This window comes from Burkholderia sp. MSMB617WGS, assembly GCF_001532025.2.
GTDB classification, from domain to species: domain Bacteria; phylum Pseudomonadota; class Gammaproteobacteria; order Burkholderiales; family Burkholderiaceae; genus Burkholderia; species Burkholderia savannae.
In genome coordinates this window covers 966,165-984,340 of record NZ_CP013457.1, presented here as the reverse complement: position 1 = coordinate 984,340, position 18,176 = coordinate 966,165, and the positions used below count along the sequence as shown (strand labels likewise).

The window sequence follows — 18,176 nt, the reverse complement described above, 5'->3', positions numbered from 1 at the left end:
CCTTCTTCTTCTCGCCAATCTCCCGTCGACGCGCCATGAGTTACTCCGCTCCGGAACAACGATTCCGCACCGCTTCGCAGAAGCGGCACATGAGCGCGGCCCAGTACCGCGCGCTACGCAAGGAACTGCTGATCCTGCGCTCCGACGTCGAGCGCCTGGAACTCGCACAGGCGGGCGCCGAGCTGCGCCAGTCCGTCACGCATTTCAAGTGGCTGAAGTTCCTCGTGCCCGGCGTGTCGGGCGGCTCGCTCGGCAAGTCGGCGAGGAACGTGAACGCGACGCTCGGCGCGCTCGTCAGCCAGTATCCGTTGTTGAGCTCGCTCGCATCCGTCGTGCTGGCGAAGCCCATGCGGGCGCTGCTGCGGGCAGGCGCGCGCCCCGCACTCAAATGGGGTGCCGTCGGCTTCGCGGTGTGGGAGGCGTATCAGATCTGGAGGCAGGCGAAGAGCAGCGACGACTCATCCGCCCCATCCGACGCGCCGGCGCCGCGCGATCGGCGTGCGTAGCCGCAATCGGTCGAGCCTCGGGCCGAATCGCGCCTAACCCGTTCGCCAACAAGCGTCGGCGTTCGGCATATGCCGGCCGGCAGCATTCGCTCCGGCCACGCGATTCTCGCGCGTGCCGTCCGCGTGCAGCACATAGGCTCCGCAGCGGTCGTCCCGCATCGCACCATTGGCGGTCGGGCTCGCCTCCAGCGCATAACCACCACGCGCGCCGTCGAACATGATCCGCAACGCATAGACGGCGTTGTCCGAATCGGGCACCCGGTTCATTTCTTCCGGCAATGTGGCGGGCGCCCCCTCGCCGAACGCGTCGACATACTGCGCGGCGCGATACAGCGCGGCAATCGCGCTCAACCGGTTCCCGCGTTCGACATGGCCGCGATACGACGGCACCGCAAACGCCGCCAGCACGGCCACGATCGCAAGTGCGACGATCACTTCGATCAGCGTGAAACCGCGCAAATGCGAACTGCGTTCAACATACTTCATTACCGCTTCCCTCTCCATCTATGCCGGCCGTCCCACAACCCGGCGCCAACGGCGTTCGATGCGACTGCTGTCGATCGCAACCTGCAGTTGCAGCCACTCGACCGTATCCTTCATCGCACCCACGCCACGCGCGGTCACGAGGTATGCGCGCGCGTTGGGACGACCCGGCAGCTTCCACGCTTCGATCACGCAGCTCGGCGCCTGCGCCGCGCCCGGCCATCCGGCGTATGGCCTGAACGCGCCGCCGCCGTCGAACGCGCCCGGTTGCCGCCACCCATCCGGCTCGCGTGCCGTCGTCGCATCGCCTCCCGCGGGGGCGAATGGCGCCGTACCGCTCGACAGCGCATCGGCGCACGCCTCGAGCGCGGCGTCCGCTGCGCGAAATGCAATCGCTCGACTCGCGACGTTCGTCGTGCGCCGAATTTCCGTCTTCGCAATCTCGAACCACGCGGACGACATCACGATCAACGAAGCCGTTACGGCAAGTACACCTGGCAGCGCAACACCGGGCGAGCCGCGCGTTGCGCGCTCGCGCCGCCACGCCGCTTCGCGCCGCACCGAATGGCGGCGAACGATCCGCACGCGTTTTGCCCGAAGCACGGCTGCGAAACGCATCATGCGCTTTCTCGATTGCGAACGGCAACATACCGTCGCACCGAGAACCTCGTGCGCGTGTCCTGCGCGCTCGCCGTTCGCCCTTCGCAATCGACGTAACGCACGAGTCGCCCCGTGCGCATGCCCCGCACTTGCACGCAAACGGCCACGGCGGCCACATGCGCCCAATCCGCGGCGGTCAAAGCCGACGCATCGGTCCACTGCACTGCACCGCTCAGCCGGTAGCGCAAACGCAAGCGCTCGACGCCCTCGACAAGCGGCTGTGCAATGCCGGGCCTACCACTGCCCTCGCAGTACAGCTCCGGCTCGCCCGTCGATGTGCTGACGCGCGCGTAGAAGCGATTGACGATCACCGGCTTTCCGTCGGCGGCGCCGACGCCCTGGCCGAGACAGTCCGTCGCTTGGCCGCTCGTCGTCGGCCAAGTGGAATTGCCGTCACCGACGTAGCGGACGACGAGGCCGTCGGAGCCGTTCGCGAGCGGATCGCATGCGAGTTGCCCGTCGGCTCCGACAGGCCTTCCCGCGACACAGCCGAACAGCCCCTGCACGGGCAGCGCATCGTGCGCGTCGAGCGGCACGAAGCCCGCGATCTGGATCTGCTGGGCAATCAGCGCGAGCGATGCCTGTGCAGCGTCGCGCAACCGCGCGGCCTCTGCCGCCGTTGCATAGGCGGCCCGCTGCACGCGATAGAGCGAGATCGCGGCCAGCAGGATCAGCAAGCCGAGCGCCATTGCGATCATCACCTCGATCAGCGTGTGGGCACGCCAACGCGCCGCTCGCATCATGAGCGCTCCGTCAATGCATACGCGAGCGTCACGCATTGCCTATCACCGTCACGCGAAGCCGCAACATCGCCTTCACAACGCAACGGCTCCACCGCAACCGCTCCGGAGCGTTGCCATTCGACGCGCACGCTAGCAGTGCCGGCGCCTCCGCTCGTCGCGACGAGCCTCCCGTGACGCAAACGTGACATCGACAGGTCCCAATCGACGCCCGACGGCCCGCCGGCTCGCGCCATCTCCGCCCACGAATCGGCGACGAGCATCGCCTGCTCGCGCGCCGCGGCGTCGCGTTCGCCGCGTATCGTCGCGAGAAAAGCGGCGATTACGCCAAGCGCCGCGATCGCGAGCAGCGCGCATGCGATCGCCACCTCGAGCAACGAGCTCCCGCGCATCGGCCGAAATCGCATCATGTCGACGCTCCGCAACCGCCCTCGGAAAGCCGTACGCGACCGCCTGCCGCGATCCGCAAACAGCGTCGCCAACGGTCGCCGCGCCACGCGTCAGACGCATCGCTCGGCGCGAACTCGAAACTCCGGAAGCCGCCGATCACTTGGCCCGCAGGCGGCGTAAATACGACGTCGCCGCCCGCGCCCGTCACGGCCACCTGAGCGTCGCGCACAATGCGTCGCAAGACGCGCGTTCCACGCTCGCCGTCCGCGACGGCCACGGCCCAGCCGCACGACCAGTCGGTCGCTCCGTCGTCGCACGGCCGCCCCGCCGCGATGCATCTCGCGGCAGCGTCGCTGCGGCACAGCATGACGCGCATGCCGAGCCTGACCGCCTCCCCTCGCGCATACGCGAGCGATGCGCCGAACACGCGCGCACGTGCGTCGATCCGGTCGCGCATGCGCGCGCCGGCGAACGTTGGCGCGGCCAACGTCGCAACAAGTGCAACCAGCACGAGCACGACCATCAATTCGACGAGCATGAAACCCGCCGTCGCTCGCCCGCAACCTTCCGCTCGCATCGCCCGCTCCGTGAATCCGATGCGCCGACTCTACCGGGGCCGACGAACGGGCGCCATCTGCCGAATGGCCGAGTCGCACATTGCGGCCGGACGCACGACAATCGCCCTGACGAGCACGAACACCGCGTGCTACGCGGGAGAAACGTATGGAATGGGAAACGAGACGGAAAACGGAATGCGCGAGCTCAGCGCTTGCGCGGCGGCTTCGCGGGCGCCGTGCGGCGGAATTCCTCGATCACGTCCGCGAACTCGGACACGTCTTCGAACCGGCGGTAGACGGACGCGAAACGCACATAGGCGATCGTGTCGAGCTGGCGCAACTCGTTCATCACGAGTTCGCCGAGCTTTTCGCTGCGTATTTCGCGCTCGCCGGACGCGAGCAGCTGATATTCGATTCGGGCGACCGCCGCATCGATCGCATCGGCCGCAACCGGGCGCTTGCGCAGCGCCAATTGCATGCTCGCGACGATCTTGCGACGGTCGAATTCGGTGCGGCTGCCGTCCTTCTTCACGACGGCCGGCAACGCCAGCTCGACCCGCTCGTACGTCGTGAAACGCTTGTCGCAGGCCGAGCAGCGGCGACGCCGGCGGATCGCGGCGCCGTCTTCCGACACGCGCGAATCCACCACTTGCGTATCGTCGTGCCGGCAGAACGGGCAGCGCATGGCCGATCAGCGATAGACCGGGAAACGCTTCGCGAGGTCGGCGACCTGCACGCGCACGCGCTCGATCGTCGCCGCGTCCTCCGGATTCTCGAGCACATCGGCGATCAGGTTGCCGACGAGTTCGGCTTCCTGCGTGCCGAAGCCGCGCGTCGTCATCGCCGGCGAGCCGAGGCGGATGCCGCTCGTCACGAACGGCTTTTCCGGATCGTTCGGGATCGCGTTCTTGTTGACGGTGATGTGCGCATTGCCGAGCGCCGCTTCCGCCGCCTTGCCGGTAATGTTCTTCGCACGCAGGTCGACGAGCATCACGTGGCTCTCGGTGCGCCCCGACACGATGCGCAGACCGCGCTTGACGAGCGTCTCGGCCAGCACGCGCGCGTTCTCGACCACCTTCTGCTGGTATTCCTTGAATTCCGGCGACAGCGCTTCCTTGAACGCGACCGCCTTCGCGGCGATCACGTGCATCAGCGGACCGCCCTGAATGCCCGGGAAGATCGCCGAATTGATCGGCTTCTCGTACTCGGCCTTCATCAGGATCACGCCGCCGCGCGGGCCGCGCAGGCTCTTGTGGGTCGTGGTCGTGACGAAATCGGCGTGCGGCACCGGGTTCGGGTAGACGCCCGCAGCGATCAGGCCCGCGTAGTGCGCCATGTCGACCATCAGGTACGCGCCGACCGCCTTCGCGGTCTTCGCGAGACGCTCGAAATCGATCTTCAGCGCGAACGCCGACGCGCCCGCGACGATCAACTTCGGCTTGTGCTCGTGCGCGAGCTTCTCGGCGGCATCGTAATCGATGTCTTCGTTTTCGTTCAGGCCGTAGCTGACGACGTTGAACCACTTGCCCGACATGTTGACGGGGGAGCCGTGCGTCAGGTGGCCGCCGTGCGCGAGGCTCATGCCCATGATCGTGTCGCCCGGCTTGAGCATCGCGAAGAACACGCCCTGGTTCGCCTGCGAACCCGAATTAGGCTGCACGTTCGCGGCTTCGGCGCCGAACAGCGCCTTCACGCGCTCGATCGCGAGCTGCTCGACGATATCGACGTATTCGCAGCCGCCGTAGTAGCGCTTGCCGGGATAGCCTTCCGCGTACTTGTTCGTGAGCTGCGAGCCTTGCGCCGCCATCACGGCCGGGCTCGTGTAGTTTTCCGACGCAATCAGCTCGATGTGCTCTTCCTGGCGGACGTTTTCCTGCTGGATCGCTTGCCAGATCTCGGGATCGACGTTCGCAATGGTGCTTAGGGCTCTGTCAAACATACGGTTTCCGTTAAGTGTGTACAGGTTGACCGAAGTGGCCGAATGCGTCGCGCAGCCGGCGGCGCAGCCGGCTCGACGTGGCGGAGGATTCCGTGGAACGCGAGGCAGGACAGCCACCGGCAAAGCGCGCAACGCGGCGCACAACGGCTGCCCAGGCGAACGGCAAAAGCGACGCCCTGCGCTTCACGGTGGGACGCTCCACCTTGACCTCGAAAGGCCTTATCGCCAGTCACGCAGGGACATTGAGCGCGTTAGTTTATTGGATGCGCCATGAATAGGCAACCGCGCCCGGCGCCGCCCAACCATATTAAGGGACAAATCTATCGCGCATCCGGCCGGGCATTCCCGGGAATGCGTCGCGGGCGAGCGCCGCCGCGCCTTGCCGCACCGCCGCGATGCCAGTAGGCTAGCGAGTTCTCCCCAGCAAGCCTCGTTCAAGGAGCAGCAGCAATGATCGTGTTCGTCACCGGCGCGTCGGCAGGTTTCGGTGCCGCCATCGCCCGCGCCTTCGTCAATGGCGGCCACCGCGTCGTCGCCACCGCGCGCCGCAAGGATCGCCTCGACGCGCTCACCGCCGAGCTCGGCGGCGCCCTGTTGCCGATCGAACTCGACGTGCGCGACCGCGCGGCCGTCGAAGCCGTGCCGGCCGCGCTGCCCGCGGAATTCGCCGCGATCGATGTCCTCGTCAACAATGCGGGCCTCGCGCTCGGCGTCGAGCCGGCGCACAGAGCTAGTCTCGACGAATGGCAGACGATGATCGACACCAACTGCTCGGGCCTCGTCACGGTCACGCGCACGCTGCTGCCCGGCATGGTCGAGCGCGGCCGCGGCCACATCTTCAACCTTGGCTCCGTCGCGGGCAGCTATCCGTACCCGGGCGGCAACGTCTACGGCGCGACCAAGGCGTTCGTACGCCAGTTCAGCCTGAACCTGCGCGCCGACCTGATCGGCACGCCGCTGCGCGTCACCGATATCGAGCCGGGTCTCTGCGGCGGCACCGAGTTTTCGAACGTGCGCTACCGCGGCGACGACACGAAAGCCGCGAGCGTCTATGCGAACGTCCAGCCGCTCACCGCCGAGGACATCGCGGACACGATCTATTGGGTCGCCACCCGCCCCGCGCACGTGAACATCAACACGATCGAGATGATGCCCGTCGCGCAGGCGCCCGCCGGACTGACCGTCCATCGCGGCTGAGCCCGCTCCCCGCCGGACCGCCCGCGCAGCCTGCCGGGCGGCCCCGCAAAAGGCAACATTCCGTTACGAATCAGGGAAATCGCGAACGTCCGTTCCGGTAGAATGCGCGCCATGACTGAACCCAGCCGACAGCCCGACGCGGCGCCCGACTTCGCGTGGCCGGTCCGCGTCTACTACGAAGATACCGACGCCGGCGGCGTGGTCTACTACGCGAACTACCTGAAGTTCTTCGAGCGCGCGCGCACCGAGTGGCTGCGCGCGTGCGGCATCGACCAGAGCCGGATCGCCGACGAAACGGACACGATCTTCATCGTCCGCCGCGCGGAGCTGGACTACCGCGCCCCTGCGCGGCTCGACGACGCGCTCGGAATCGTCTGCAAAATCTCGCGGCTCGGCCGCGCGACGGTGGAATTCGAACAGCAGGCGTGGCGAGACGGCACGCTGCTCGTCGCCGCGGACGTGCGAATCGGCTGCGTCGACCGCTCGACGTTCAAGCCGGCCGCCATCCCGCCGTCCGTTCGCGTCGCGCTCGAGCGTGGACCGTCCGCAAGCGGCCGGCGAGCCGTGTCAACGGCGTGCGCGTGAGTGCCGTTTAGACTGAGCCGATGAACTCGACCCCGTGATCCGCCACTAAGCAAGGTTCGGCGAAAAGCTTCCGGCGACGCGCCGCCGGCGCGTGGCGCGCTCGGTCAAGCATCTTGCCGAACGCCGCCGGAGCGCGCCGGCCGGGCGTACCTGGCCAGGCCTCCCCGAAGGGACGTTACACAAATCTCTATGAACACTTCTCAAGACCTGTCGATCATTTCCCTCGTCCTCAACGCGAGCGTGCTCGCCCAGGCGGTGATGGGGCTCCTCCTCGTCCTGTCGCTGATGTCGTGGACGTTCATCTTCCGCAAGTGGTTCGCGATCCGCCGCGCCCGCGCGCAAACCGAACGCTTCGAGCGCGATTTCTGGTCGGGCGGCGACCTGCAGGCGCTGTACCAGAGCGCCGCGAACAACCGTCATACGATCGGCGCGCTCGAGCGGATCTTCGAATCTGGGATGCGCGAATTCCTGAAGGCGAAGGAGAAGCGCCTGAACGACCCCGCGCTGCTCCTGGATGGCGCGCGGCGCGCGATGCGCGCATCATTCCAGCGTGAAATGGACGTGCTCGAGTCGAACCTGTCGTTCCTCGCGTCCGTCGGCTCGGTGAGCCCGTACATCGGTCTGTTCGGCACGGTCTGGGGGATCATGAACTCATTCCGCGGCCTCGCGAACGTTCAGCAGGCGACGCTCGCGAACGTCGCGCCGGGCATCGCCGAAGCGCTCGTCGCGACCGCGATCGGCCTGTTCGCCGCGATTCCCGCCGTCGTCGCGTACAACCGCTACGCACACGACATCGACCGCCTCGCGATCCGCTTCGAAACGTTCATCGAAGAATTCTCGAACATCCTGCAGCGCCAGGCGCAATAAGGAGCACGCGATGGCCGGCACCCCCATTCGTTCCAGCATGCGCGGCGGCCGCTCGCGCCGCTCGATGGCCGACATCAACGTCGTGCCCTACATCGACGTGATGCTCGTGCTGCTCGTCATCTTCATGGTGACTGCGCCCCTCGTCGCGCCGTCGATCGTCAATCTGCCGACCGTCGGCAACGCCGCGCCCCAGGAGCAGACGCCGCCCGTCGTCGTCAACATCCGCGCCGACGGCAAGATCAGCGTGCGCTACAAGGGCGAGTCGGGCGCGTCGCAGGAAGACACGGTGACGAAGGCCGAACTCGACAGCTTCATCGCGTCGCGCCAGGCCGACCACCCGGATCAGCCGGTCGTGATCGCGGCCGACAAGACGGTTCAATATGACGCCGTGATGACCGTGATGTCCGATTTGAAGGCGCGCGGCGTGAAGCGCGTCGGTCTCCTCGTCAAGTCGCAATGAAGCCTCGCCAGTCGCGCACCGCCGCCTATCCGCCTCGGCCGCCGCGCGAGCGCGGCACAGGCCGCGCGTTCCTGCTTGCCGCGCTGATGCACGTGCTGCTCGCGCTCTTTCTGTACCACGGCGTCCAATGGCAGAACAGCACGCCGGCGGGCGCGGAAGCGGAGCTGTGGACGTCGGTGCCGGACACGTCGACGCCGCAGCCCGCGCCTATGCCGCCCGCGAAAGTCGCCCCTCCTCCGCCGCCCGTGAAGAACGAGGAGGCGGACATCGCATTGCAGCAGAAACGGCGCGAGCAGCAGGCCGCGGCCGCGCGCGAAGCGCAGCTCGAGGAGCAACGCCGCCAGCAGCAGCTGAAGGCGCAGCAACTCGCCGCGCAGCAGGCTGCCCAGCTCGCCGCACAAAAGGCTGCCGAGCGCGAGAAGCAGACCGAGAAGCTCAGGCAACAGCAGCTCGCCGAGCAGCAGCGCAAACTCGAACAGCAAAAGCTCGAGCAACAGAAGCTCGAACAGCAGAAAAAACAGGAACAACTCGCCGCGCAGAAGAAGGCCGAGGCCGAGAAAGCGGCGAAGGCCGCCGCGGCCGCCAAGGCGAACGCCTCCGCGAAGGCGAAGCTCGACAAGGAGCGCCAGGCCCGCCTCGCGCAATTGCAAGGCATGGCGGGCGGCGGCTCGGGCGGCGGCGAAGGCCTCGCGAAGAGCGGCACGGGCACGGGCTCGGGCGGCAATGCGGCGTCGCCCGGCTATGCGGACAAGGTTCGCCGGCGCGTGAAACCGAACATCGTGTGGGCGGGTGAGCGCGACGGTCTCGTGACCGTCGTCGCGATCCGCTGCACGCCGTCGGGCGACGTGCTCAGCGCGTCGATCCGCCGGTCGAGCGGAAATTCGGGGTGGGATCAGGCGGTGATCAGCGCGATCCAGGCGTCGGTGCCGTTGCCGCCCGATACCAACGGTCGTACCCCGTCCGAGATTACGATTACCTTCAAGGCGGCGGAATGAGCGCGTTTGCGCGTACACTCCCGCCGTCGCGCCGGGAACGAATCGGGTATTTTTGAGTCTCTGCGGTTGCGCAGCGTACATACGGGAACAGGAAGCATGAGTTTGATGACGAAGCTAGGTTTCAGGGCACTCGTGGCCTCGTGTCTGATTGCCGCGGGCAGCACCGCCCACGCGCAGGTGAACGTACTGATCACGGGCGTCGGCTCCACCCAGTTTCCGATCGCCACCGCGAATTTCGTCAATGAAGCGAGCCTGCCGCAGCAGGTCACGTCGATCGTGCGCGCCGACCTCGCGAGAAGCGGCAAGTTCTCCAACGTCGACGCGGGCAGCACGCCCGTGCCGGAGACGGCGTCGGTCGATTTCGGCGCGTGGAAGGCGAAAGGCGCGAATGCGTTCGTCGCGGGCAGCGTGAACCGCGAGCCGAGCGGCCAGTACAAGGTCAACTTCATCCTCTACGACACCGTCAAGCAGCAAAGCCTCGGCGGCCTGTCGCTCACGACGTCGAACGACAACGAGGGGATGCGCAAGACGGGCCACAAGATCGCCGACTACATCTACCAGAAGCTGCTCGGCGTGCGCGGCGTCTTCAACACGCGCCTGTCGTACGTGCAGCGCACGGGCAACGTCTACAAGCTGCTGATCTCCGATTCGGACGGCCAGAACGCGATCCCCGCGCTGACGAGCAAGGAGCCGATCATCTCGCCCGCGTGGTCGCCGAGCGGGACGAAGGTCGCGTACGTGTCGTTCGAGTTGAAGAAGCCGGTCGTGTACATCCATGATCTGCCGACGGGCCGCCGCTACGTGATCTCGAACCAGAAAGGCAACAACAGCGCGCCCGCGTGGTCGCCCGACGGCCAGACGCTCGCCGTTGCGCTGTCGCTCACGGGCAACACGCAGATTTATTCCGTCAGCGCGACGGGCACCGGGCTGCGCCGCCTGACGCGCAGCGGCTCGATCGACACCGAGCCGTTCTACTCCCCCGACGGCAAGTGGATCTATTTCACGAGCGATCGCGGCGGCGCGCCGCAAATCTACCGGATGCCCGCCGAAGGCGAGAGCGCCGGCACCGCTCAGCGCGTGACGTTTACCGGCAGCTACAATACGAGTCCGCGCGTCAGCCCGGACGGCAAGCTGCTCGCGTACATCTCGCGCACCGGCGGGGGCTTCAAGTTGTACGTTCAAGATCTGCAAACGGGTGCGGCGAACGCCGTCACCAACACGACGCGCGACGAATCGCCGAGCTTCGCGGCGAACGGCCAGTACATTCTGTACGCTACGCAATCGGGGGGCCGCAGCGTGCTGGCTGCCGTTCCGTCCGACGGCAGCGCGCCGCCGCAGATCTTGTCCGTTCAGGGCGGCGCGATTCGCGAGCCGTCCTGGGGGCCCTTCATGCAATGACCAACAGGAGAGTAACCATGATGTCGAAGAAACTTCGTCTGGCGTTCGCGGTGCTGATGATCGGCGCGCTCGCCGCATGTAAGTCGGGCGTGAAGCTCGACGAGCACGCGAACCAGGGCGGCGCGGTCAGCACGCAGCCGAACCCCGAAAACGTCGCGCAAGTGACCGTGGACCCGCTGAACGATCCGAACAGCCCGCTCGCGAAGCGCAGCGTCTACTTCGATTTCGACAGCTACTCGGTGCAGGACCAGTACCAGTCGCTGCTGCAGCAACACGCGCAATACCTGAAGAGCCATCCGCAGCGCCACATCCTGATCCAGGGCAACACCGACGAGCGCGGCACGAGCGAGTACAACCTCGCGCTCGGCCAGAAGCGCGCGGAAGCCGTGCGTCGCGCGCTGTCGCTGCTCGGCGTCGCGGATTCGCAGATGGAAGCCGTGAGCCTCGGCAAGGAAAAGCCGGTCGCGCTCGGCCACGACGAAGCGTCGTGGGCGCAGAACCGCCGCGCAGACCTCGTCTATCAACAGTAAGTAACGGAAGAATCGCTGTATGACGCACCGTCCTTCTTGGCTGCGCACGGCCGTCGCGCTGTGCGTGGCAGGTGCGGCCCTCGCGGCCGCGCCGGCGCACGCGGGCCTCTTCGACGACGACGAAGCCCGCCGTGCGGTGCTCGACTTGCGCAGCAAGTCCGACAGCCTGGCGAGCCAGCTCGCCGCCGCTCAACGCACGATCCTCGATCAGACGAACCGCCTCGACCAATTGAACCAGCAGGTCGCGACGCTACGCGGCGAGAACGAGGATCTGACGAACCGTCTGACAACGCTCGAGCGTCAGCAGAAGGATTACTACGCTGATCTCGATACGCGCCTCAAGAAATTCGAGCCGCAGAAGACGACGGTGGACGGCGTCGAGGGCACGGTGCAGCCAGGGGAAACGGACGCGTTCAACGCAGCGTCGCAGCAATTCCGCAACGGCAACTTCAAGGGCGCAGCGGCTTCGTTCCGCGCGTTCATCGCCAAATATCCGCAAAGCCCCTATCAGCCGACCGCGCAGTACTGGCTCGGCAACGCACAGTACGCGCTGCGCGATTACAAGGGATCGACGGCGACGTGGCAAGGCCTCGTGAAGAACTATCCGCAGCATCCCCGCGCGGCGGATGCGCTGATCGCGATCGGCACCAACCAGCTCGAGCAAGGCCAGAAGGCGGCCGCGAAGAAGACGTTCGAGCAGGTCGTGTCGCAGTTCCCCGGCTCGAACGCGGCGGAAACGGCGCAGAGCAAGCTGGATGCGATCAAGTGACGGCGAACGGCGCGGCCAATCGGCGAGTTGACAAGCTCACGAGGCGGCCGCTATAATTTTGCCTCTTTTGGGTCGTTAGCTCAGCTGGTAGAGCAGCGGACTTTTAATCCGTTGGTCACTGGTTCGAATCCAGTACGGCCTACCAAAGACATCAAGGGCTTGGCGTTCGCGCCAGGCCCTTTTCGCATCTGCGGCAAGTCGAATTTCGGCGGCGACGATGAAGTCGACGTACTTGGCTTCGTTCGTTACGCGCTCATCGCACTGCGTCGCGTCGCTCGGCGCGACAATCCCCCACCCGGCCATCCCGCCACCCGAGCGCATCCTCGTGCGCCCGGTTTGCGCTCAGCGCTCGAAGTACGCCCGCGCGCCGCCAGCGCACGTTCCATTCACGTCGACGACAATCGTTCAAGAATTGCCTTTCGGCCTTGCGCCGTCAGGCAGCCTCAACGGATGCGCGCGCCGTCGCCTCGATTCACTTCGGCGGCGGGCATCGGCACGCCGAAGCAACACGCCCCACCGAACGAGAAATGCACAGCTTTCGCACGCCGGAAAGTTACACTCGAACGAAGCCCCCTTCCCGCGCAACCAACCCGCCGTTTCCGCTCACATCGTCTCGGCCGCAAACGTCGCCCAGCGTATGATGCACGCAGCCGCGGCCAGCGCTAATGCAATCAGCCCGCCTTCGATCAAGGCTACGCCGATCCAAACGAATCGATTCACATTCATGAGCCCCCCCATGGCGTGACTGCCGTTCGGTCGTTGCGCGGGCGCCTACGCGGCGGCCCGCCCATCGACGCGACGCGATTCGATTTCAGTCGATCAATGCGAACAATGCGAATTGCGCGCCGACGGATTCACGCGCTTCTCGACGGCTGAACGCCCGCCGCCTTGCCAATGTTGCCGCGCGCATTGACCAATGCGACGCCGATCAACGTGACGCCGCCGCCCAATAGCGTGATCAACAGAGGCTTTTCGCCAAGCCAGATCCAGCTGATCAGAATCGAAAGCGGTGGAGACAGATACAGAAAACTCGTGACTTGCGATGCAGGCGCGCGCCGCAGCGCGAAATTCCACGCGATGTATCCGACGAACGTCGGCGCGATGCCGAGCCACGCCAACGCGGCGAGGCGGGCATGCGACGCGTCGCCGATCGCGGCGGCGAGATGCGGCGCGCCGAACGGCACGGCGGCAACGGTCGCCGCGGCGAACGCAGTCGCCGTCACGCCGAGCGATCCCACGCGAGCGAGAATCGGCTTGAGTCCGACCGTATAGAGCGCGAGGCCCGCAACGCTCACGAGCACCCACAGCGCGGCCGGCTCCATCCTGAAGCCCTGCCCGCTCGTGACGACGACCAACGCTACGCCCACGAGCGCGATCGCGAAGCCCGTCGCCTTGATCAGGCTGATCGACTCGCGCAGCCAGATCGCGGACAGCAGCGCGGTCGCCCCCGGCGACAGCGCGATGAGCATCGCCGCCGTGCCGCTCGGAATGCGCGTCTCCGCGTAGGCAAGACAAAGGTGATAGACCGTCAATCCGAGAATGCCGAGCACAGCGATTTTCGGCAAATCCCGCGCGGCCGGCAACGAGAAGCGCTTGACGGCCCATAACGCCGCAAAACTGATCGAAGCGACCAACAATCGCGAAAATGCGATCTCGCTAGGCGTAAATGCGCCCAGACAGTATGCAATAGCGGCATACGACGAAGACCACGTCAACAATGCAATGCCGATAGCCGAAAAGGCCCGACCGTCCAGGCGTCCGTTTATTTCCATCAGTTCGGTGTCCCCTTGATGCGACGAGTGAAATTCTTTTATATATCGATGCCGTTTCGGTGAATGATGCGCACCCCGATACGCCGAAGCAGCGTGCGCGTCACGCCCAACTGGAAAGCGCCCGCTCGAGATCGTCGATATCCGACATCGCGTTCGTGCAATGCGCGGACAACCGAATGGCCGAATCGAAACCGCGCGCACCCAGATAAAGCGGCGTATGACCGCCCGCGATTTTCCACGCATTGATCCGATGCGATCTTAAATGATTAACGACTTCGATGGGCGTCCGATCTCGATGCACGAAACTCACGATTCCGCTGTGAACCGATCCCGGATGAAGCAACGCCACGTCGTCCCGATCAGCGAGCCGCTCGCAAAGCGCCGCGTAGATCTGCCGCGCCGGGTCGAGATCCCGGCCGCGCGCCTCGTCGACGGCGACCTTCAGGCCCATCAACGCCGCCAAGTGCATTTCGCTCAGCTCGAGCCGACGCGCGCTATCGTCGTGCAACCGATGCCGATCGCACGCCAGCACTTCCGCCGCGTGCAGGTCGATCGGATGTTCGCCCAATCGATCGAGCCAGCGCTGCGACACGATTGCAAAGCCGGTGCCCCGCGGGCCGCGCAGAAACTTGCGGCCCGCGGCCGTCAGCAGGTCGCAGCCGATTCGCTGGAAATCGGTGTCGAGCTGACCAGCGGACTGGCACGCATCGACCGCGTAAAGCGCGTGCGGACTCGCGCCGCGAAGGATGCGCCCGATCCGCTCGACCGGCAGCACGATGCCGCAACCCGACGGAACGTGGACCACGCTCGCGAGGCACAGCGCGCCGTCCGCGTGCGCTTCGATCCATTCCAGGTCGAGATCGCCGTTCTCGAGCAGCGGCACGACCTCCAATTCGAGCGCATGCCGCGCGCACAGCATCTGCAACGCGAGCAGATTGCCCGCGTATTCGTACGGCGTGGTCCACACCTTGCCGCGGCCGCGCCATCCGGCGATGGCATTCACGCACGTCAGCCACGCCCGCGTGCCGCTGTCGAAGAGCGCGACGTTCCTGCTCGACGGCGCGTTCAGCAGCCACGCCAGACCGGTTCGCACCGCATCGAGCGCCTCGGCGTGCATGCGTTCCGCCTCATATGCACCGTGCTCGAATTCAGCGTTCAAATAGGCTGTCATCGCGCGAATCACCGCCGGCGACGCGAGCCCCGCGCCCGCTGTATTGAAGTGAATCGGGCGCATCTCAGTATTCGCCGCCGAACACGATGCGCGACGGATCTTGGATGTCCGCCAGCGCCAGCAGGACGGTTTCCGGCGCTTCGGCAAGGCGATGAAGGAAATGCAGATACCAGTTGTCGCCGAACGTGCCGTAGACGCGGCAATTCACACCGTCGCGGCGAAGATCGCGCAGCCTGCCCGGTTGCACGCCGTGCAGCATCTCGATTTCCGCATCGCCGCCGAGCAGGCCGTCGCGCATCAGACGCTCGATGAGCGCCGGGTCCTGCGTCGCGAAACTGCGGTCGACGCCGGCGTCCGCCATGCGGCGCGCCAATTCGACGTAGCGGTCGTTCAGTGCGGAAGAGCGCGGCAGCGCCCGCTCCGGCGCTTCGTCGTACACGCCCTTGACGAGCCTGATCTTGCGCCCGGCCCGCAGCACCGCGTCGAGGTCGCCGGCCGTGCGGTGCAAATACGCCTGCAGCGTGATGCCGACGTTCGCATGCGACGCGGCGAGCTGATGGAACACCGACAGAATATCGTCGACCATCGGAAAACGCTCCATGCTGAGCGTCACGAACACGCCCCTTTCGCCCGCCGCGCCGGCGATGCGGTCCGTCACCTCGCAGGCGAGATCGCGCGCGATCAGCAAGCCGACGTTGCTCAGATCGAAATTGAGCTCCGTTCGCCGCCCCAGGCCGCCATGCGGCAGCAGATCGATCAACTGCCGATACTGCGCTTCGACGCGCCGGACCTCCTCGCGATCCGTGACGTTTTCGCCGACGCATTCGAGACCGACTTCGTATCCTTTCCCGGCCAGCACGCGCATCCGCTCGACGGCGGTGCCGGCGTCGCCGGCGACGATGTAGCGGCTCGCCGGCACTTGCAGCCATTCGCGCAACGCAGATCCTTCACGAAAACGCTGCGCATACTGCGGATTCGCGGCGAACCCCTTCAATGCGGCTGCGGCGAGCATCGTGATTTCGTCGTTCATTCAGGCACCTTGGCGGGAAGCTACGGGAAAATCGAGGGGAGCGGAAACGCGGATCTCGTCGAGAATCGACCGCATGACGGACATTCGTCCGGACGGCGCGGTGAAAATGCCGCCCGACGTCCGATTGGCCGCCGCATAAGCGCAATCGCCGAGCAGGATCGTATGCGCGCGCCGAAGATTCCAGAACGGAATACCCGCGAGCAAATGATGAACGAGGTGGTAATTGTCGCCGTGCATGCCGATGAAAGCGCGCTCGAGCAGGGCGGGGAAGCGGTTTCGGGTAATCGTCAGCGTGCTTCGAGTCGTGCGAATGACCGGAAAATGCTCGGAAATTTCGGAAAACAAGCCAATGATCTGGAATGTCGTAATGATCGGAACGATCCAGAAAAGAACATAACCGAGCAGGCCCACCGTGACGAAGAATGCCATAAAGATGGCCGCCTGCGTCAACACCAATCCCATCAGTTCTTTTTTTTCACGCGAAATCTCACCGAGCCGGTTCGTCATCAAATATTTCAGATAGCTGCCGACATTGAAAAGCAGGATCGTCTTGACGATGAATCGCATGACGAAATCGAGGCGATCGCGCACGTCGAACAAACCGCTCTCGATGTAGTGGATGTAATCGGGATCACGGTTCGCGTCGCCGAGAAACGTGTGATGGTCGAGCACGTGCGATTTCACGTAAGCCCGATGGCTTTGGAAGATCGGGTAACCGGCAAGCCAGCGCCCGAAAAAATTGTTCAGCGTGCGGTTGCGCGTGAATGTCTTGTGGCAGGACTCGTGCAGCAGGGAGGCAAGCGCCCGCTGCCGCGACCCGATCACGAGCAGCGCAAGCGGATAGCACCACATCGACCAATATGTCGCATAGACCGCCGCCGCGATGCAGAGATAATCGCTCGCCAGCTCCAGCGGGCCGCGCCAGTTATTCAGGGCGAATAACGGCTTCAAGCGTTCGCGAATTTCCTTTGAGAACACATGCTTTTCTATCATGGACGTTCCTATTTTTAAGTGCTTCTTCTAGGCGCTTCCCAATGACACATGCGCACGATCGAAAACCGACTTCCTTCCAAATGTCATTCATAAATCAAACAAACATCAATCTCGAATATTACATATTAAATAGCGCTGATTAAACGACAAATTAGTCGATATCCACGTGAACTTTCGTCTGATGGACGACCGGCTTCGACATTCCGACGAAAATAGCGTCGACACGGTGAATATTCGTAGTCGGAACTGCAATCGAAGTGCGGGTGACGCGCCGCCATGAGAAGACGATTGGGATGCGTGCGCGTGGCCGCCCCCTCTGCCGAAGAGCGGAGTTTGGCCGAAGGCCCGTGGCGGCATGCAGCCGGTCCGCGATGATGGGATTCGCGACGCGGATCGCTCGTCGCCTCAGGTGTGCGCGGCACATCGGGCAACGACGTCGCGAGTTGCCGGGCAGCGTGATCTGCGTCGTTCGAGCGCGTGGTCATGCGCATCGCGAAAGCCGGGGGCGCTTAGCGAAAATATCGAGGTGGCTGCAATGGCTTCGTCCGCAGCCGGCACAAAGTCGCCCAGCGATCGCGACGGTTCGGCGGAGCCCACTGTCAACGCACGCCAAGCGCAATAGACGTCTTGCCATCCGGCACGAGCGCGCCTACGCGGCGGACGAACCGTGAAGACGCTCAACGACGCCCCAGCGCGGGCTCAGCGTGCCCTTTCCGCCGTGAATCGCCTCATGCCCGCCCGGGCATCGCGTCGAGGCGAAATTGACAAACGAGCTCTGCGCCGTAAGCGAGCCGTTCGAGTTGAGCGGGCGTCATCGCGACGAGACGAGTCGCCAGTTCGTTCGAGATGCCAAGCGTCGTCCGAGCGCGGCCGGCGTCCTCGCACAACAAGCGCCGCGCGAGCCTAAGATACCGCTGGTTGAATTCCGCGATCTCGTCGAACGCGTCTCTCTCGTCTTCCATGACCGCCCCGTTTCGATGAAGAACGCGCGCATCCGCGAACGTTCTCGCCGACACGCTTCACCTGCCCGATGCGCGTCCGCAAGCAAAGGCTAATGGATGCGCGCCGCGCCCGTCCGACAAAATCCGGCCGCGTTCCGCCAAATGACGGTCCGCACGCACGTGCGCGACGCAG

The 18,176-nt window shown here is 65.3% G+C and carries 21 protein-coding genes, 1 tRNA gene and 1 riboswitch; of the genes, 10 read left to right on the top strand and 12 right to left on the bottom strand.

Annotation, left to right across the window (positions count from 1 at the left end; translation table 11 throughout):
- Positions 1-89 precede the first annotated feature (89 nt).
- Positions 90-506 carry a DUF3318 domain-containing protein gene (locus WT60_RS04940; protein ID WP_186448566.1) on the top strand — a complete coding sequence of 139 codons (417 nt, stop codon included), beginning with the start codon at positions 90-92 and terminating at the stop codon, positions 504-506.
- 33 nt (positions 507-539) lie between these two features.
- Here WT60_RS04940 and WT60_RS04935 read toward each other — a convergent pair whose 3' ends face one another.
- The 7 genes from WT60_RS04935 to glyA form a co-directional block, all read right to left on the bottom strand.
- Entirely contained in the window at positions 540-992 is a 453-nt protein-coding gene (locus WT60_RS04935) for a type IV pilin protein (protein ID WP_060355522.1), read from the bottom strand.
- 18 nt (positions 993-1,010) lie between these two features.
- Positions 1,011-1,610 carry a pilus assembly protein gene (locus WT60_RS04930; RefSeq protein ID WP_059671260.1) on the bottom strand — a complete coding sequence of 200 codons (600 nt, stop codon included), beginning with the start codon at positions 1,608-1,610 and terminating at the stop codon, positions 1,011-1,013.
- Positions 1,607-2,392 carry a type IV pilus assembly protein gene (locus WT60_RS04925; protein ID WP_059671261.1) on the bottom strand — a complete coding sequence of 262 codons (786 nt, stop codon included), beginning with the start codon at positions 2,390-2,392 and terminating at the stop codon, positions 1,607-1,609. Before WT60_RS04925 ends, WT60_RS04930 begins: the two co-directional genes overlap by 4 nt.
- On the bottom strand, positions 2,389-2,799 hold the full coding sequence (locus WT60_RS34910) for a hypothetical protein (protein WP_081990026.1): 411 nt from the start codon (positions 2,797-2,799) through the stop codon (positions 2,389-2,391). The genes WT60_RS04925 and WT60_RS34910 overlap by 4 nt, the downstream gene beginning before the upstream one ends.
- The gene (locus WT60_RS04915) at positions 2,796-3,356 is read right to left on the bottom strand and encodes a GspH/FimT family protein (RefSeq protein WP_038753390.1); all 561 of its coding nucleotides are present in this window, start codon (positions 3,354-3,356) and stop codon (positions 2,796-2,798) included. The genes WT60_RS34910 and WT60_RS04915 overlap by 4 nt, the downstream gene beginning before the upstream one ends.
- Before the next feature lie 185 nt (positions 3,357-3,541).
- Complete coding sequence (gene nrdR / locus WT60_RS04910; RefSeq protein WP_038753389.1) at positions 3,542-4,021, bottom strand: transcriptional regulator NrdR; 480 nt, start codon at positions 4,019-4,021, stop codon at positions 3,542-3,544.
- A gap of 6 nt (positions 4,022-4,027) precedes the next feature.
- The gene (gene glyA, locus WT60_RS04905) at positions 4,028-5,275 is read right to left on the bottom strand and encodes a serine hydroxymethyltransferase (RefSeq protein WP_060355521.1); all 1,248 of its coding nucleotides are present in this window, start codon (positions 5,273-5,275) and stop codon (positions 4,028-4,030) included.
- 142 nt (positions 5,276-5,417) lie between these two features.
- A riboswitch (ZMP/ZTP riboswitch) is annotated at positions 5,418-5,518 on the bottom strand.
- A 207-nt stretch (positions 5,519-5,725) separates the two neighbouring features.
- On the opposite strand from glyA, the gene WT60_RS04895 reads away from it, so the two are divergent.
- From WT60_RS04895 to WT60_RS04855, 9 genes are all read left to right on the top strand, one after another.
- Entirely contained in the window at positions 5,726-6,472 is a 747-nt protein-coding gene (locus WT60_RS04895) for an SDR family NAD(P)-dependent oxidoreductase (RefSeq protein ID WP_059644390.1), read from the top strand.
- A 102-nt stretch (positions 6,473-6,574) separates the two neighbouring features.
- Complete coding sequence (gene ybgC, locus WT60_RS04890; RefSeq protein ID WP_038753385.1) at positions 6,575-7,057, top strand: tol-pal system-associated acyl-CoA thioesterase; 483 nt, start codon at positions 6,575-6,577, stop codon at positions 7,055-7,057.
- Positions 7,058-7,246: 189 nt separating this feature from the next.
- Complete coding sequence (gene tolQ, locus WT60_RS04885) at positions 7,247-7,924, top strand: protein TolQ (protein WP_006025431.1); 678 nt, start codon at positions 7,247-7,249, stop codon at positions 7,922-7,924.
- A gap of 10 nt (positions 7,925-7,934) precedes the next feature.
- A complete protein-coding gene (gene tolR / locus WT60_RS04880) occupies positions 7,935-8,384 on the top strand; it encodes a protein TolR (protein WP_038753384.1) in 450 nt (149 codons plus the stop codon).
- Entirely contained in the window at positions 8,381-9,379 is a 999-nt protein-coding gene (tolA, locus tag WT60_RS04875; protein WP_038753383.1) for a cell envelope integrity protein TolA, read from the top strand. The genes tolR and tolA overlap by 4 nt, the downstream gene beginning before the upstream one ends.
- Positions 9,380-9,475: 96 nt before the next feature.
- Complete coding sequence (tolB, locus tag WT60_RS04870; RefSeq protein WP_038753382.1) at positions 9,476-10,777, top strand: Tol-Pal system beta propeller repeat protein TolB; 1,302 nt, start codon at positions 9,476-9,478, stop codon at positions 10,775-10,777.
- 17 nt (positions 10,778-10,794) lie between these two features.
- Positions 10,795-11,307: a peptidoglycan-associated lipoprotein Pal gene (pal, locus tag WT60_RS04865; protein WP_038753381.1), complete on the top strand. Its 513-nt coding sequence runs from the start codon at positions 10,795-10,797 to the stop codon at positions 11,305-11,307.
- Between the two features lie 19 nt (positions 11,308-11,326).
- Complete coding sequence (gene ybgF, locus WT60_RS04860) at positions 11,327-12,076, top strand: tol-pal system protein YbgF (protein WP_038753380.1); 750 nt, start codon at positions 11,327-11,329, stop codon at positions 12,074-12,076.
- Between the two features lie 69 nt (positions 12,077-12,145).
- Positions 12,146-12,221, top strand: a tRNA-Lys gene (locus WT60_RS04855).
- A 709-nt stretch (positions 12,222-12,930) separates the two neighbouring features.
- Here WT60_RS04855 and WT60_RS04850 read toward each other — a convergent pair.
- The 5 genes from WT60_RS04850 to WT60_RS04830 form a co-directional block, all read right to left on the bottom strand.
- Complete coding sequence (locus WT60_RS04850; RefSeq protein ID WP_038753379.1) at positions 12,931-13,848, bottom strand: EamA family transporter; 918 nt, start codon at positions 13,846-13,848, stop codon at positions 12,931-12,933.
- A 100-nt stretch (positions 13,849-13,948) separates the two neighbouring features.
- Positions 13,949-15,019 (bottom strand): aminotransferase class V-fold PLP-dependent enzyme, encoded by a 1,071-nt coding sequence (locus tag WT60_RS04845; RefSeq protein ID WP_236860860.1) that lies wholly within the window; start codon positions 15,017-15,019, stop codon positions 13,949-13,951.
- Positions 15,020-15,083: 64 nt separating this feature from the next.
- On the bottom strand, positions 15,084-16,049 hold the full coding sequence (locus WT60_RS04840) for a proline dehydrogenase family protein (protein WP_060355519.1): 966 nt from the start codon (positions 16,047-16,049) through the stop codon (positions 15,084-15,086).
- The gene (gntB, locus tag WT60_RS04835) at positions 16,050-17,042 is read right to left on the bottom strand and encodes a guanitoxin biosynthesis L-arginine gamma (S) hydroxylase (protein WP_060355518.1); all 993 of its coding nucleotides are present in this window, start codon (positions 17,040-17,042) and stop codon (positions 16,050-16,052) included. It lies immediately after the preceding gene.
- Between the two features lie 728 nt (positions 17,043-17,770).
- Positions 17,771-18,004: a flagellar transcriptional regulator FlhD gene (locus tag WT60_RS04830; protein ID WP_059583497.1), complete on the bottom strand. Its 234-nt coding sequence runs from the start codon at positions 18,002-18,004 to the stop codon at positions 17,771-17,773.
- Positions 18,005-18,176 lie beyond the last annotated feature (172 nt).